This is a genomic window from Thalassospira sp. CA1 (genome assembly GCF_059052855.1).
In genome coordinates this window covers 498,910-514,592 of the sequence record NZ_JBZCIA010000001.1, presented here as the reverse complement: position 1 = coordinate 514,592, position 15,683 = coordinate 498,910, and the positions used below count along the sequence as shown (strand labels likewise).

At 54.8% G+C, this 15,683-nt stretch carries 14 protein-coding genes; 3 read left to right on the top strand and 11 right to left on the bottom strand.

Annotated elements, in window-relative coordinates:
• Positions 1 to 26: 26 nt before the first annotated feature.
• The 6 genes from urtE to AC5Q5A_RS02430 all read right to left on the bottom strand — a co-directional run bounded on the left by urtE (position 27) and on the right by AC5Q5A_RS02430 (position 7,131).
• The gene (gene urtE / locus AC5Q5A_RS02455; RefSeq protein ID WP_008888422.1) at positions 27 to 722 is read right to left on the bottom strand and encodes an urea ABC transporter ATP-binding subunit UrtE; all 696 of its coding nucleotides are present in this window, start codon (positions 720 to 722) and stop codon (positions 27 to 29) included.
• Positions 723 to 734: 12 nt separating this feature from the next.
• Entirely contained in the window at positions 735 to 1,535 is an 801-nt protein-coding gene (gene urtD / locus AC5Q5A_RS02450; RefSeq protein ID WP_493894220.1) for an urea ABC transporter ATP-binding protein UrtD, read from the bottom strand.
• A complete protein-coding gene (gene urtC / locus AC5Q5A_RS02445; protein WP_493894219.1) occupies positions 1,532 to 2,707 on the bottom strand; it encodes an urea ABC transporter permease subunit UrtC in 1,176 nt (391 codons plus the stop codon). The genes urtD and urtC overlap by 4 nt, the downstream gene beginning before the upstream one ends.
• Positions 2,708 to 2,710: 3 nt before the next feature.
• Entirely contained in the window at positions 2,711 to 4,414 is a 1,704-nt protein-coding gene (gene urtB / locus AC5Q5A_RS02440) for an urea ABC transporter permease subunit UrtB (protein ID WP_493894218.1), read from the bottom strand.
• Positions 4,415 to 4,540: 126 nt separating this feature from the next.
• A complete protein-coding gene (urtA, locus tag AC5Q5A_RS02435; RefSeq protein ID WP_493894217.1) occupies positions 4,541 to 5,815 on the bottom strand; it encodes an urea ABC transporter substrate-binding protein in 1,275 nt (424 codons plus the stop codon).
• A 362-nt stretch (positions 5,816 to 6,177) separates the two neighbouring features.
• A complete protein-coding gene (locus AC5Q5A_RS02430) occupies positions 6,178 to 7,131 on the bottom strand; it encodes a LysR family transcriptional regulator (RefSeq protein ID WP_493894216.1) in 954 nt (317 codons plus the stop codon).
• 100 nt (positions 7,132 to 7,231) lie between these two features.
• Between AC5Q5A_RS02430 and AC5Q5A_RS02425 the strand changes: the two genes are divergently transcribed.
• The gene (locus AC5Q5A_RS02425; RefSeq protein WP_197146124.1) at positions 7,232 to 8,215 is read left to right on the top strand and encodes an MBL fold metallo-hydrolase; all 984 of its coding nucleotides are present in this window, start codon (positions 7,232 to 7,234) and stop codon (positions 8,213 to 8,215) included.
• 106 nt (positions 8,216 to 8,321) lie between these two features.
• Here the strand turns inward: AC5Q5A_RS02425 and AC5Q5A_RS02420 are convergent, their stop codons facing one another.
• Positions 8,322 to 9,518: a urate hydroxylase PuuD gene (locus AC5Q5A_RS02420; RefSeq protein WP_493894215.1), complete on the bottom strand. Its 1,197-nt coding sequence runs from the start codon at positions 9,516 to 9,518 to the stop codon at positions 8,322 to 8,324.
• A 310-nt stretch (positions 9,519 to 9,828) separates the two neighbouring features.
• Here AC5Q5A_RS02420 and AC5Q5A_RS02415 point away from each other — a divergent pair, with 310 nt between their 5' ends.
• Entirely contained in the window at positions 9,829 to 10,740 is a 912-nt protein-coding gene (locus tag AC5Q5A_RS02415; protein ID WP_493894214.1) for a LysR family transcriptional regulator, read from the top strand.
• Positions 10,741 to 10,813: 73 nt separating this feature from the next.
• On the opposite strand, the gene AC5Q5A_RS02410 is transcribed toward AC5Q5A_RS02415, so the two are convergent.
• From AC5Q5A_RS02410 to AC5Q5A_RS02400, 3 genes are all read right to left on the bottom strand, one after another.
• Complete coding sequence (locus tag AC5Q5A_RS02410; RefSeq protein ID WP_493894213.1) at positions 10,814 to 11,851, bottom strand: histone deacetylase family protein; 1,038 nt, start codon at positions 11,849 to 11,851, stop codon at positions 10,814 to 10,816.
• A 78-nt stretch (positions 11,852 to 11,929) separates the two neighbouring features.
• Positions 11,930 to 13,099: a methyl-accepting chemotaxis protein gene (locus AC5Q5A_RS02405; RefSeq protein ID WP_008888431.1), complete on the bottom strand. Its 1,170-nt coding sequence runs from the start codon at positions 13,097 to 13,099 to the stop codon at positions 11,930 to 11,932.
• Between the two features lie 44 nt (positions 13,100 to 13,143).
• Positions 13,144 to 13,677 (bottom strand): PAS domain-containing protein, encoded by a 534-nt coding sequence (locus tag AC5Q5A_RS02400; RefSeq protein ID WP_120224106.1) that lies wholly within the window; start codon positions 13,675 to 13,677, stop codon positions 13,144 to 13,146.
• Between the two features lie 362 nt (positions 13,678 to 14,039).
• Between AC5Q5A_RS02400 and AC5Q5A_RS02395 the strand changes: the two genes are divergently transcribed.
• Complete coding sequence (locus tag AC5Q5A_RS02395; protein WP_493894212.1) at positions 14,040 to 14,402, top strand: hypothetical protein; 363 nt, start codon at positions 14,040 to 14,042, stop codon at positions 14,400 to 14,402.
• An 83-nt stretch (positions 14,403 to 14,485) separates the two neighbouring features.
• On the opposite strand, the gene AC5Q5A_RS02390 is transcribed toward AC5Q5A_RS02395, so the two are convergent.
• The gene (locus AC5Q5A_RS02390) at positions 14,486 to 15,553 is read right to left on the bottom strand and encodes a BMP family ABC transporter substrate-binding protein (protein WP_083952729.1); all 1,068 of its coding nucleotides are present in this window, start codon (positions 15,551 to 15,553) and stop codon (positions 14,486 to 14,488) included.
• Positions 15,554 to 15,683 lie beyond the last annotated feature (130 nt).

Here is a 15,683-nt window from a genome sequence, read left to right as displayed (position 1 = left end):
TTGCGCAAAATTTTGGCAAATGCCGATCAAACAGTCAGATAGGCACGGACTTTTTCACGGTCGAGCGTCTCTTTGGCGCCTGACAAAACAACCTCGCCACGCTCAAGCACGACAATCTCGTCGGCCAGTTCATGGGCGAATTCAAAGTACTGCTCGACCAGCAATATCGCCATATCACCGCGGTCGGCCAGCTGTTTGATGACACGCTGAATGTCCTTGATGATGGATGGCTGAATGCCTTCGGTCGGTTCATCAAGCACCAGCAACCGTGGACGGGTGACAAGCGCGCGCCCGATGGCCAACTGCTGTTGCTGCCCACCCGAAAGATCACCACCGCGACGACCCAGCATGTCGCGCAGCACCGGGAACAGCTCGAAAATCTCGTCCGGGATATGGCGCAGGGCACGTGGCAATGCGGCAAAGCCGGTCTCAAGATTTTCCTTTACGGTCAAAAGCGGGAAAATCTCACGCCCCTGCGGGACAATCGCGATACCGTTGGCCGAACGACGATAAGACGGATCGCGCGAGATATCCTTGCCTTCCCATTTGATGTTGCCTTCCGTTATCGGGTGCTGACCAACAACGGCGCGCATCAGGGATGTTTTGCCAACCCCGTTACGGCCCAAAACCGCGGTAACTTTGCCGGTTTCAGCACTCAGCGACACCTTGCGCAACGCATGGGACGCGCCATAGAACAGATCAATATTGCTGACATCAAGCATGACAGTTTTCCCCTAGCGTCCCAGATAGACTTCAATGACCCGCGGGTCTTTCTGCACGTGATCAAGGCGCCCTTCGGCCAGAACCGATCCTTCGTGAAGCACGGTCACCTTGCAATCAAGGTCACGGACAAATTCCATGTCATGCTCGACCACCACGACCGAGTATTCCTTGGAAATCGACCGTAAAAGTTTTGCCGTTTCCTCGGTCTCGGAATCGGTCATCCCGGCAACCGGTTCATCGACCAGAAGAAGTTCGGGTTCCTGCATCAACAGCATGCCGATTTCCAGCCACTGCTTCTGCCCGTGTGAAAGATTGGCGGCCATTTCATCGCGCTTGTCTTCAAGCATGATGGTGACCAGCGTCTTTTCGATCTTGATCTTTTCCGCATCACTTAGTCGATGGAACAGGGCCCGAAACACGCCGCGTCCGCCGGAACACGCCAGAAGCAGGTTGTCGAAAACCGTGTGGCTTTCAAACACGGTCGGCTTCTGGAACTTGCGGCCAATACCCAGATTGGCAATTTCGGCCTCATCCAGCTTGGTCAGATCAATCTCGCTTTTAAACAGGACATCACCGGTATCAGGCCGCGTTTTGCCGGTGATGATATCCATCATGGTTGTCTTGCCCGCCCCGTTCGGGCCGATGATGGCGCGGAGTTCGCCCGGCTCGACGTAAAAGGACAGGTTATTGAGTGCGCGGAACCCGTCAAAGGTCACCGACACGCCATCGACATAAAGAATGGTTTCCGACCGCGCGGATTTGACCTGCTCCTCGTCCGAGGCATTCTTTTGAACAGCGGCTGCTTCGCTCATGCCTTGCCTCCCTCATTTGCGCGTCGTTTACGCCAGGTCGCGAACAATGATTGCCGGTCGGCCGATCCGAATGCCGGCACCGCCCCGATCACACCTTTTGGCAGGAACAGGGTCACCGCAATGAACAACCCGCCCAGGAAGAACAGCCAGAAATCCGGCATCGCCCCTGTAAAGAAGGTCTTGGCATAGTTAACGATAAACGCGCCCAACACCGCCCCATAAAGCGTGCCACGCCCGCCAACCGCGACCCAGATGACAATTTCAATCGAAAGGGCCGGGGCAAATTCGCCGGGGTTGATGATGCCGACCTGCGGCACATAAAGCGCACCGGCGATCCCGGCCATGACAGCCGAAACGGTAAAGACAAACAGCTTGTAATATTCAACCCGGTAGCCTGTGAAACGCACGCGGCTTTCGGCATCACGAATGGCAATCAACACCTTGCCCAGACGCGACTGGGTAATGCCGCGCGCCACCGTATAGCAGATGCCAATAAACACACAGGACGCGACAAACAAGCCAGCCCTTGTGCCATCGGACTGCAACGAATAGCCCAGCAAATCCTTGAAATCGGTCAGGCCGTTATTGCCACCAAAGCCCATATCGTTACGGAAGAAAGCCAGCAACAACGCATAGGTCATGGCCTGCGTGATGATCGAAAGATACACACCGGTCACACGCGACCGGAAGGCAAGGAAGCCAAACACAAAGGCCAGAAGCCCCGGCACAAACATCGCCATGACAATGGCAAACCAGAACATGTCAAAGCCATACCAGTACCATGGCAATTCCTGCCAGTTCAGGAAGACCATGAAGTCCGGCAGGATCGGATCACCATAAACACCGCGATCGCCGATCTGGCGCATCAGATACATACCCATGGCATACCCGCCGAGCGCAAAGAACGCCCCGTGGCCCAGCGACAAAATCCCGCAGAACCCCCAGATCAGGTCAACACTGAGTGCCAGCAGCGCATAGCAAAGATATTTGCCTAGCAGACTGACCATCCAGGTTGGCACATGAAAAGCGGAGCTTTCGGGCAACAACAAATTGCTTGCCGGCACCAGAATGGCGGCCGCAATCAGAATACCCAAAAGGATCATCCCGCCGCGGTCTTTCAACAGCCAGCCAATAACCGGTGTCATTTGATACTTTTGACGATAATCGGTCATGGATCAGGCCTCCACCGCGCGACCTTTAAGGGCAAACAGCCCCTTGGGTCGTTTCTGGATAAACAGGATCAGCGCAATCAGGACAAAGATCTTGGCCAGAACCGCACCTGCCATCGGCTCAAGGAACTTGTTCACAATGCCAAGACTAAACGCGCCCAGAACCGTGCCCCACAGGTTCCCGACCCCGCCAAACACGACGACCATGAAACTGTCGATAATGTAAGTCTGACCAAGGTTTGGGCTGACGTTTGAAATCTGGCTGAGCGCCACACCGGCGATGCCAGCAATCCCCGACCCCAGACCAAAGGTCAACGCATCGACATAACCGGTGCGAATACCAACTGACCCAGCCATGCGCCGGTTCTGGGTAACGGCGCGCATCTGCAAACCAAACGCGGTGTAACGCAGCACGGCTGCAATACCCGCAACCACAATGATGCTAAACAAAATGATCCACAGCCGGTTATAGGTCAGGACCAGACCGGTCGAAAATTCAATCGCACCACTCATGAAATCAGGTGCGGTGACCTGCTGGTTGGTCGCCCCGAAAATCGTTCGGATCGCCTGCTGCAAGACAAGGCTGACACCCCATGTCGCAAGCAGCGTTTCAAGCGGCCGACCATAGAGGAAACGGATCACGGATCGTTCGATCACAACCCCGACGGCGCCTGCGACCAAAAAGGCTGCTGGCACTGAAATCACCAATGACCATGCCGACCCGGATGGCAGAATGGATCCCAGCGCCTGCTGCACCATAAAGGTGGTATAGGCGCCGATCATGATCATTTCGCCATGCGCCATATTGATCACACCCATCACGCCAAAGGTAATGGCAAGCCCAACGGCGGCCAGCAACAGGACCGAACCAAGGCTGATGCCGCGATAAACATCGCCAACCGTCTGCCAGGTCGACAGGCGCCCCTCGACAGATGCCAGCGCATCTTCGGCGGCGGCCACCACTTCGGGCTCATACCCTTCTGCCTCCGCACTGGCGACAAATTGCGACAGCACGGCACGAATTTGCGGCGTCGTTTCACTGGCCAGCACGTCAATCGCGTTCAGGCGTTCTTCGGTGGTTTCACCGGCTGCCAATGCCATGGTGGCCTGCGCCAGTTCCATCCGTGCCAGAAGCGTTTCATCCTCTTCGCGATCAATCGCGCGCAGAAGCAACGGCAACATCGCCGGATCACGGGCATCCATGATCTGTTCCACCGCATTGGTGCGTACGGTCAAATCGGGACTAAACAGATTAAGCGTCGCCAACGCATCGCGCAGCGCCCCCCGCAGACGGTTGTTGATCTTGATCTTGGAGAGTTCCTTGGATGAACTTTCACCGACTTCTTCGCCGCTGACGATGTCGATATGGGTAAAGACCTTGCCCTTTTTAGTGGCGATGACGACATGCTCGTCGCTGTCGCGAACATAAAGATCACCATCAAGCATGGCCTTAAGGATCGGGGCAACACGCGGATCACCGTCCGCTGCCATTTCCTCGATCACCGCGACCTTTTTGGTCGCACTATCATCATTGAGCTGTTCGGCGATGTTTCGCAGTTCTTCGTCGCTAAATGCCTGTGCACCATTGGGTGTTGCGATCACAAGCAGGGCCAGACACGCGATCACGACACCCAGTCGAAGGGCGACGTCACGTGTTTTGACCAATGAGAACGGAGAACGGCGCAGCACTGAAAACATGTCATTGCGCATGATCACCAAACCTTTGAATTCAATATGGAAAATTGGATAAAGAAAACGCGGACAGCCGGCAGGTGCTGATTGCGTTGAAAATGAACAGGCCGGTCGCGTTGCCACGACCGGCCCATCCGAAACCAATCAGTACATCGGTTTTTCACAGTTGCCGCAGACCCACGGATAGGTCCAGTCGGCGGTCAGCTTTGCGCTTTCCGGCAGGAAGTCCGACCATGCATCGCCAACGACGGTGCCTTCGGTTTCCCAAACGATGTCAAACTGGCCATCATCCTGGACTTCGCCGATCAGAACCGGCTTGGACAGGTGGTGGTTGGTGTTCATGACAGCGGTACCGCCAGTCAGGTTTGCGACTTTCTGGCCATACATTGCCTGGCGAACGGCATCGACATCGGTGGTGCCAGCCTGCTCGACAGCCTGTTTCCACATGTTAAAGCCGATATAGGTTGCTTCCATCGGGTCGTTGGTTACGCGCGACTCATCACCGATGAAGGCGTGCCATTTTTCGATGAAGGCCGTGTTGGCATCAGACTCAACCGACTGGAAGTAGTTCCAGGCAGCAAGGTGACCAACCAGCGGTGCGGTATCGATACCGGCCAGTTCTTCTTCACCAACCGAGAAGGCAACAACCGGAATGTCTTCGGCCTTGATGCCCTGGTTTGCCAGTTCCTTGTAGAACGGAACGTTCGCGTCACCGTTAATGGTCGAAACCACGGCGGTTTTCTTGCCAGCAGATGCGAATGCCTTCACGTCAGCAACGATCGACTGCCAGTCAGAATGACCGAACGGGGTGTAGTTCTCCATGATGTCTTCATCGGAGATACCCTTGCCGTTCAGATAAGAACGCAGGATCTTGTTGGTGGTACGCGGATAAACATAGTCGGTCCCAAGAAGAACGATGCGTTCAGCAGAACCGCCATCTTCGCTCATCAGGTAATCAACAGCCGGAATGGCCTGCTGGTTCGGCGCGGCACCGGTATAGAACACGTTGCGCGAGCTTTCCTCACCTTCGTACTGAACCGGGTAGAACAGCATGCTGTTCAGTTCTTCGAAGACCGGCAGAACCGATTTACGCGAAACCGACGTCCAGCAACCGAAGACAACAGCAACCTGTTCCTGTTCGATCAGTTCGCGGGCTTTTTCAGCAAACAGCGGCCAGTCAGAAGCCGGGTCAACAACAACGGCTTCGACTTGTTTGCCAAGCAGACCACCGTTCTTGTTCAGGTCATCAACCAGCATCAGGACAGTGTCCTTCAACGTGGTTTCGGAAATCGCCATCGTCCCGGAAAGAGAGTGCAGCACACCAACTTTGATGGTTTCTGCTGCTTGTGCGGCTGACATTGCCATTGCAGACACTGCCATGGCCCCGGCGCCAATGAGCGCCTGAAGCTTCTTATTCATTTATAGCCTCCACTGAGTTTTTATTGCACCGCCGTTGCACTTGCTAAAACCGTGCCAGACTCAGAGGCCATATCGAATAAAATCGCGAATCGAGGGATTCTCACGCAATAAGAAACCATTTTACATCTATTTCGGGGAAAATATTTGCGTAAGCCGTGTTTTGAATGACTATTTTTCAATCATTGATTACATTTTGATTAATTTTTGATCATGTTGACGTCAGGGTTTTCACAGCCTATCTGGAGCGCGGAAGTTTCGCCTGCGCTGAGCTTATTGCACCACAATCTGCGCTGTGTCGGCCAGCTTCCCGCCCCGTCGGGAGACCGGCGGGGCGTTTTGATTTTGGGCGTATTTGGCCGGGATTACTCGGCCGCCTGCAATTCGCGGTCCGGCGCGATCGCGTTAATTGCTGTGCGGATTTGATCACGCAACCAGATCAAACCAACATCCTTGTCCGTCCACACAGCCCAGTTCATCCTCACCGGCGGAAACGCCACATCAATCGGCATCGGGCAATAAGACAAGCCGAATAACGGCGCATATTGATTGGCTATACGACACGGCACAGTGGCAATCACGGCACTGTTTCGGGCCGCAGCCAGAAGCGGCATGAAATCAGGTGCCGCCAGTACAACATCAAGTTCGATGCCCATCCCTTGAAGCGCGACACCAACACACCCGGCGACATTCTCGGTCTGGGACAGAACCGCATGCCGCGATGCCAGATATTGCGCACGCGACATCGGCAGCGGCAAATCGACAATATCGGGATTAAAACAACAGGCGACTTCCGAGTTGAACAGAACCTCGCCGAAATGGCCTGTGTTGAGTTGGCTTTTGCAGCCAATCGCCAGATCGATCTCGCCACCATTGATCATTCCATCAACCGTTTCAGATGTGATGGTGCGGCTCAAAATCTTGATACCCGGTGCCTGCTGCTGCAAATGCTGCATCAGAACCGGCAACAAAATCATGTCCATTTCGCCGGTCACGCCCAAGCGAAAAACACGCTGAGCGGTTTGCGGATCAAAAGAATCCGTCGCATGAAGGGCGTTCTGCGCCTGCGAAAGGGCTGTGCGCACCGGCCCGGCCAGCGCACGGGCTTTTGCTGTCGGCTGCATTTTCTGACCCACACGCACAAACAGGTCATCGGCCAGCAACATGCGCAAGGTATTGAGATTGTGGCTCATTGCCGACTGCCCGATACGCAGTTTCTCGGCCGCCTTGGTCACGCTCATTTCCTGCATCATGGCGTCAAACGCAATCATCAGGTTGAGGTCAAATGACCGTAAATTGAAATGATCAATATTATCCATGACTGGTATCGATTTGATTACTGACTGATCGCACTATAGCCTTTCCCCATCAGCTTACAACCCGCCGGTTCGCACCGGCATGATTTGAGGGAAAAGAAAAATGCTATCACGTCGTGATTTGCTCAAAAGCACGCTTGCCGCCGGTGCCGTTGGCGCAATCGGCAGCACCGTCTTTGTGCCACTGGCCGCAAAGGCAAAGGCACCGCTGGTTGGCACACAGGCACCGGGCTATTACCGTGTCATGGTCGGCGATGTCGAAGTCACCGCCCTTTCGGATGGCGCGGCCCAGTTCCCCATCGCCGATCTTTATGTCAACACCACACCCGAACAGGCCCGCTTGGCTCTTGCCAATGCGTTTCAAGGCACCCCAACCTATCTTTCGGTTAATGCCTATTTGCTGAATTTCGGGGATCGTCTTGTGTTGCTCGATGCGGGCACCAGCGATCTGATGGGACCGGCACTTGGCAAACTTCCGGCCAACATGATTGCCTCGGGCTATCACCCTGATCAGGTCGATGATGTCGTGATTACCCACATTCATCCCGACCATACCGGTGGCCTGACACTGGCCGGCAACAAGGTCTTTGCCAATGCCACGGTGCATGTTCCCGAGGCAGACGCCGCGTTCTGGCTCAGTGCCGAAAACAAGGCGACCGCGCCTGAAGACGCCAAGGCGTTCTTTGATCAGGCGGTTGCGGCCCTGACCCCCTATATCGATAGCGGCAAGCTTGCGAAATATGCACCCGATGCCCCGGCCATCGAAGGCATGGTCAACACCACTTTCCGCCCCGGCCACACGCCAGGCCACAGCGCGCTTTGGATCGAAAGCAAGGGCGAGAAGTTTGTTTATTGGGGCGACATTACCCACGGCGATGTCGTGCAGTTTGACGATCCGAATATTGCCATCGCCTTTGACGGCGACACTGACATGGCAATCAAATCACGCGAAGCGGCCTTTGCCGAAGCAGTACAAGAAAAATACCTGGTTGCCGGCTGCCACGTCGCCTTCCCGGGATTTGGTCATGTGCGCGAAGATGCCACCATGTATGACTGGGTACCGATGAACTATCGCGCTGACGTTTAGGTTGGAATTGATCCCCCATCCCCGCCGACCTTAAAACAAGCCGTCAACGCAAAAGAGCGGTCGTAGTGTACGACCGCTCTTTCCTTTGTATATCGTCCCTGTCTGCTTATTCCGGCATGCCTGCCCGGATCCACTGACCAAGCTGCGCGCGTTCCTCGTCGGTCATTTCCGTCATATTGCCAAGCGGCATGGCCCGGCCAATAACCGCCTGTGCGAGAACACGCTGCGCATTGGCTTCGATCTGGGCCAGATCATCAAACATCACGCCTGCCGGGGCTTCGTCAAAGCCCTCGTCAGTCGGGTTGGCCGAGTGGCAGGTCGAACAACGGGTCTGAACGATGGCCAAGGCATGATTGGCGGTAATCACGTCTTCATCGGCAAGCTTGACCGCGTCCGGATCATAGGATGCAAACATCGCAAGGATCGCCATACCGACCGCAGCCGACGGAAGCTGCCAGGCAATTGCCTTGCCGGTGCCGCCGGCATTGCGTGTGTTAAAGAAATGGCGCACCAACCCACCGATGATCAGGATCAGACCGACAATCAGCCAAGACTGATCATGGGAAAACAGCATCGAATAGTGGTTGCTGATCATCATCAACAACACCGGAAGCGTCAGGTAGTTGTTGTGCGTTGAACGCTGCTTGGCCTGCAGCCCCAGTTTCGGATCGGGCTTTTCCCCGGCCATCAGGCTGGCGACGACCTTTTTCTGGTTCGGGATGATGATGCGAAACACGTTGGTGGCCATGATCGTGCCAATCATCGCACCGACATGGATAAACGCCCCGCGCCCGCTGAACACATGGGTAAACAGATAACTCGCCGCCATGATCAGGATGAATAGCGCAACCGCCAGCGTATCGGTGCGTTTGCCAATCGCACTTTTGCAAATGATGTCATAGATCACCCAACCGGCGAACAGGCTGCCAAGCCCAATCAGTATCGCGTCCATCTTGGTCAGCGCCAGAACGCTTGGATCGATCAGATAGCTTTCGGCACTCCAGTAATACATGGTGACCAAAAGCGCAAAGCCGGTAATCCATGTGAAATAGGCCTCGTATTTGAACCAGTGCAGCTCGGGCGGCATGGAACTGGGTGCTACCATCCATTTGTTCACATGATAGAACCCGCCACCATGCACCATCCAGGCTTCGCCATAGACACCTTCATCCATGTCCGGGCGCTTGCGCAAACTCAGGTCAAGCCAGACGAAATAGAACGAAGACCCGATCCAGGCGATGCCCGTAATCAAATGCGCCCAGCGCAGGATCAGATTGATCCAGTCCTGAAACAGAATATCCACGGTGCTTGAAACCTCCGTCTCGCCTAAGCGCGGTTTCCGGCGCGCTGGCAGCCCTGCCTTGATGATGCCCCGGGACGCATGAATGGCTCTGATGGCAGCATTTTGCCCGGGTTTAATTCAGTCTATCTGTTTCCTGTCCTAGCACAGTCGCCCGACCGCCTCTATTATTTAGGGGTTGAGCATAATCGAAATGACTTTCAAAATAATCTTTAAAATGGCAGAGTGTGGCCGCTAATCTGCACATATAATGAATTAAAACGCCCACCAGAAATCAAGAAACAGCCCTCAGACATCAGGAGCTTCCCGCGCCATGTCCGACTTTGAGGACATCCAGATTTTTGTCCGTGTTGCCGAACTTGGCAACCTTTCTGCTGCCGGGCGTGAATTGCGCCATTCGGCGGCTGTGGTGTCAAACCGGATTGCCCGCCTTGAAGAACGGCTTGGGGTGCGTTTGCTGAACCGCACAACGCGCCGGGTCAATCTGACGACCGAGGGGGATGTTTATTATCGGCACTGCCTGCGCATTCTTTCGGAAATGCAGGAAGCCGAAAACGCCATCGCCAACCAGAAAAACACCACCCGCGGCCCGGTCACGCTGACCTGCCCGGTGGCATTCGGCAACAAATTCGTTGCCCCGATCATTCCGAAATTCGTCGAACAGAACCCGGATGTGCAAATCCGCCTGCATCTGTCTGATCGGTTGCTGGATCTGTTGCAAGACAAGGTCGATCTTGCCATCCGCATTGCCGAGCTTAAGGAAAGCTCGCTGATTGTCCGCAAGCTGGCCACCAACAAACGCATGCTGGTAGCAAGCCCGGATTATCTCAAAAAGAACGGCGCACCCACGGTGCCGGCCGACCTTTTGAACCACAATTGCCTGCTGCTGCGCTTCCCGGGATCACAGCAATATCAATGGACCCTGCAAGGACCAAATGATGAACCACCGGTAACCCTGGCCGTTGCTGGTTCGATGGATTCCGATAACAGCGAAGTCCTGACCCGCTGGTGCCTTGACGGGCATGGCATTTCACTGAAATCGAACTGGGAAGTCGACGAATATCTGCGCGATGGACGCCTTCAACGCGTCCTGCCCGATTACCAGCCACCATCACATGCCGTCTATACGCTCTATCCGGAAAACCGTTATCTGCCGACGCGTGTCCGCGCCTTTGTCGACTTTCTGGTGGCGGAATTTGGCGGCACACCACCCTGGGAACGGTAAACAAATAGAACGCTATACAAAAAACGCCCCGACCAGATGCCGGGGCGTTTTTTTGTATTCGACTTGGGCTGACCTAGTTTTTGGCAAGCGTCAGGTACCCACTCAGAACCGCGGCGACGTTTTGACCGATGACGTCATGGGCATAACCGCCTTCCATGGTGAACATGGTTTTAAGTCCCATCCGCCCGATCATTTGCCCGATCCGGTTGAAATCATCGGTCTGGAGTTTGAAGTCGCAAATCGGTTCCGCCTCGTGGGCATCAACACCAAGGGCCACCACCAGCGCATCGGCCTGCCAGGTCAGAAGTTTCTGCATCGCCTTGGCAAAGCCAGCCCCCCAACCCGCGAAATCACTGCCACCCGGCAGCGGAATATTCAGGTTCGCACCCTGCCCGTCATTGCGTCCGGTTTCATTGGCATAGCCCATGAAGAACGGGAATTGATGGGTTGGATCGGCATGGATGGAAATCGTCAGAACGTCGCCACGCTCATAGAAAATGTCCTGCGCACCGTTGCCGTGGTGGTAGTCGATATCAAGGATGGCGACCTTTTTCGCCCCCTTGGAAATCATGTGCTGGGCGGCGATGGCGGCATTGTTCAAGAAGCAATATCCACCATAACGGTTGGCATGGGCATGGTGTCCCGGCGGACGGGTCAGGGCAAAGGATGCTTCACCTTCGCTCCAGGTTGCCTCGGCAGCCGATATGACGGTCTGCGCCCCCCAATAGGCCGCCTTCCAGGTTCCCTGGGTAATCGGTGTATCAGATGAAATGGCGTACTGACCCAGACGCGCGCTGATATGTTCGGGCTTGCCACCGGAAAAACCACCCGTCGGCCAGACATAGGGAAAGGCATCGCCGCTTTTCCCTGCCTTGGTCCATTCGCTCCAGGCGTTTTCCAGGAAATCAATATAATCCGGTTCATGGATCGCGCGGATCGGGCCGATGCCGTGATCGGTCGGATCGACCAGCTGCGCCTTGATCGCGTGCGCGACGGCATCGCGAATGATCGGAATACGCCGGGCATTCTCGAAACATGGCACCATGCGTCCGTGATGCATTTCGCCTGCCCCGTCATGGGCATCGTGGCGCGAATTGAAGAAAACCCGCATGGCACCGCTCTCCTGACTGAAAATCCTGACCGGGTACCATCATGACGCCCGACGCATCCTGTTGCACGCAGAAAGCGGCTATTTCTTGGCGGTATAAAGCAGCTTTTCGATGGTATCGAGGAACACACCCAACTGATTGCGCAAGCTTTCCGACTGATCGGCAAGACGACTGGCCATGTCACGTGTGGTGTCGGCAGCCTCCCCGGTACGCCCAGCCATATCGGAAACCACGGTGATATTGTCGGTGACTTCCTGTGCGCCGCTTGATGCCTGTTCGACATTGCGCGTGATGTTGGTAGACAAGTTCGCCTGGGTTTCGACATTGCCCGAAATCGTGTCCGAACGTGCCGCCAGATCATCGATCACGCCTGCAATTTCGCGGATCGAACCGACGGACTGCTCAATCGCGGTCTGAATGTCCTGAACCTTTTCTTCGATGCTTTCGGTCGCCTTGCTGGTCTGGTTGGCAAGTCCCTTAACCTCGTTGGCAACCACGGCAAAGCCCTTGCCGGCTTCACCGGCGCGCGCAGCCTCGATCGTCGCATTCAGCGCAAGCAAGTTGGTCTGAGCCGCGATGTCACGGATAAAGCTGACCACTTCAACGATCTCGCCAGCCGCCGCTTCCAGCTGTCCGATACGACCATCGGTTTCCTGGGCAAGGCCGTTGGCACGATTGGCGATCTCAACCGATTCACGTGCCTGTTCGGACACATTGCGGATTGCCTCGTTCAGCTCCTCGGATGCGGCCGAAAGTTCGCTGACATTGGCCGCCGTCTGGCGAGCTGCCGCGGCAACGTTGGTTGAACGTGAACTGGTTTCGTGCGCGATGGAATTGGCGTCCCCGGATGCCTCGGAAAGGGCGGACGCGGCATTGGCAATGTCATCAACCGCAGCAAAGGAACCGCTTTTGAATTCATCAAGAATGTCGGCAAACCCGGACAGTTTCTTTTCGATGGAGGCACTTGCGGCATTGATCCGCTTGGCCGAAGACAGGTAATCCCCGACCAGCCCGGTTTCGACGATGCGTCGGTAATAACGGTTTTCGGAAACCGCCCCCATGGATGCCGCACTTTCGCGCAGGAACGCATCATTGCGGTCAATCAGCCGGTTGATCGCAATAAACAGTTCGCGCATGTCAGGATGACTGTCGACATTGGTAATGCGGGCTTCGTAATCACCGTCCGCTGCGGCCAGAACCACATCCAGTGCCTTTTTGATACCCGATTTTGAACCACCGAACAGAGACATTAGAACCTCAAACCTTGCATTTTCGGGAACCGCTTTGCGATCCTCTAGAGACTTTGGATAAACTCGTCGTACGACATGCCCATATCAGAAAGCTTTTGTGACAAGGCCTCGGATGCGGCATTCATGCCATCCTTGCGATTGGGCAGACTGTCCTCGATCTTGCGGAGTTCCGCATAGAGAGGAATGATCGTTTCGCTCAGAACCTTTGGATCGGGCACCCGGCGGTTGGAATGGTATCCAATCACCTTGTGACTGGCATCAAAGGTCGGCGTCACATGGGCATAGACCCAATAATGATCCCCGTTGCTGGCCATATTCACGACATAGGCAAAAATCTCGTGACCGGATGAAATCCGGTCCCACATAAGCTTGAAAACGCTGCGCGGCATATCCGGATGTCGGATCAGCGCATGCGGCTTCCCCAAAACCTCACCTTCCGAATAATCAGAAAGGCGCAAAAACACCTCATTGGCGTAGGTAATATGCCCTTTGAGATCCGTCTTGCTGACGATCAATTCTTCCGGTTTGAAATGACGTTCCCGCCCAGAAGGCTGAATGCCTGAAGGCTTTTCACTCACCTTTAAGACCCCGATACTTTATTTTTATTTCCAAACATGCCCGCAATTTCGGGCTGCGGGCAGGATGAATTACTCGATTATCATGTGAAAATGATCGTGCGAAGCTAAATATTATTTTTCCACACGTTTCATTCTCAATACCTAACACAGTAATCTGGAATTATTATTGGATAAAGTATTATCCGATTAGTAGATATTCAACCTGCGCTTACCATTTTTCTTTCTGCGCCAATCACGGATTTCCAGTATCGGCAACCCGCGTGACATGTGCGAAACGCGACACAATCACATTCATGAATTAAGCAACTTTGTAACGATTTCATGTATCATCGTTGCAAACGGGAACCGTCAGGGACACACCGATGTCGAAAGATCTTCGGAATTTTCCATATCGTGTCGTTATTCACGAGAAACATTCCGCCCAAGCTGTGCTGGACTGGCTCGATATCAATGTCATGAGCAAGAACTGGACGATGGGCATTCGGAATATCGAACTCCCGCGTGGCGACCAGAATGCCCCGATTGTCGATATGGTGATCTATTTCAATCGCCGTGAAGATATGGAACGCTTCCGCGACAAATGGGCCGGTAAAACCCGCGAACACAAGGTCAAGCTGCATGGCTGGCGCGCAGCACTCTATGCCCTGCGGCATCCAAAAACCGAAATGATCGCCTATGAAAAGTCAGACGAACCAACCCGAGCCAACCCCAAGAAGCCGACCTGACAAACCGTCATAAGAAAAGCCCCGCGCAAGCTAATGCACGGGGCTTCGTCATTTAACCGAGCCGGACGGATCGGAAATCTGACTTATTTCGGCAGTTCGGCATCGATGCCTTTGATGTACCAGTCCATGCCAAGCAGCATGCCGTCATCAGCAACTTCGCCTTCTGCAACGCGCAGTTCGCCAGCCTGATCATAGATCGGGCCGGTGAACGGGTGGAATTCACCCGAAGCAATCTTGGCAGCGGTTTCTTCTGCCAGGGCTTTCACGTCATCAGGCATGTTGGTGTACGGTGCCATTTCGACCATACCGGTATCAATGCCACCCCAGGTGTCTTTGGATTCCCAGGTGCCATCGGCAACGGCCTTGGCCCGGGCAACATAGTAGCTGTCCCAGTTATCAACGATCGCGGTCAGCTGTGCCTTCGGTGCGAACTTGATCATGTCAGAAGCCTGACCGAAACCAAGCACGCCACGGTTTTCAGCAACCTGAAGCGGTGCCGGGCTGTCGGTGTGCTGAACCATGATGTCTGCACCCTGGTCGATCAGCGCCTTGGCAGCATCGCCTTCCTTGCCCGGATCATACCAGGTGTTGGCCCAAACGATTTTGACCTGCACGTCCGGGTTAACCGACCATGCGCCCATCATGAAGGAGTTGATGCCACGGACAACTTCCGGGATCGGGAAGGAGCCGACATAACCAACGATGTTCGACTTGGTCATTTTACCGGCGATCACACCAGCAACATAACGGCCTTCATAGAAACGTGCAGCATAGGTCGACAGGTTGTCGGCACGCTTGTAACCGGTTGCATGTTCGAATTTGACATTCGGGAACTGCTTGGCAACTTTTTCGGTCGGGTTCATGAAACCGAACGAGGTGGTGAAGATCAGGTTGTGGCCGGTCTGGGCCATCTGACGGATCACGCGTTCAGCATCGGCACCTTCCGGCACGCTTTCGACATAGCTGGTCGATGCGGCATCGCCGAGTTCAGCTTCGATGGCCTGACGGCCAATGTCATGACGGTAAGACCAGCCATGGTCACCAATCGGGCCGACATAGATAAAACCGGCCTTAACGTCTTCGGCCTGGGCTGCACCCATGCCGGTTGCGAGGGCACCAACAGCCGCAACGGCGGCAAGTGTGCGCTTCACGAGGCTTGCATTCATAGTTTCAGTCTCCCTGTTAGACACTCAATCAGGATTTATACGTAATTCCTGATCGCAATCAATGACGCGTTCCTGCACAAACCAAATCTCAGACAAACCGGCCAAGCCCTGCCCG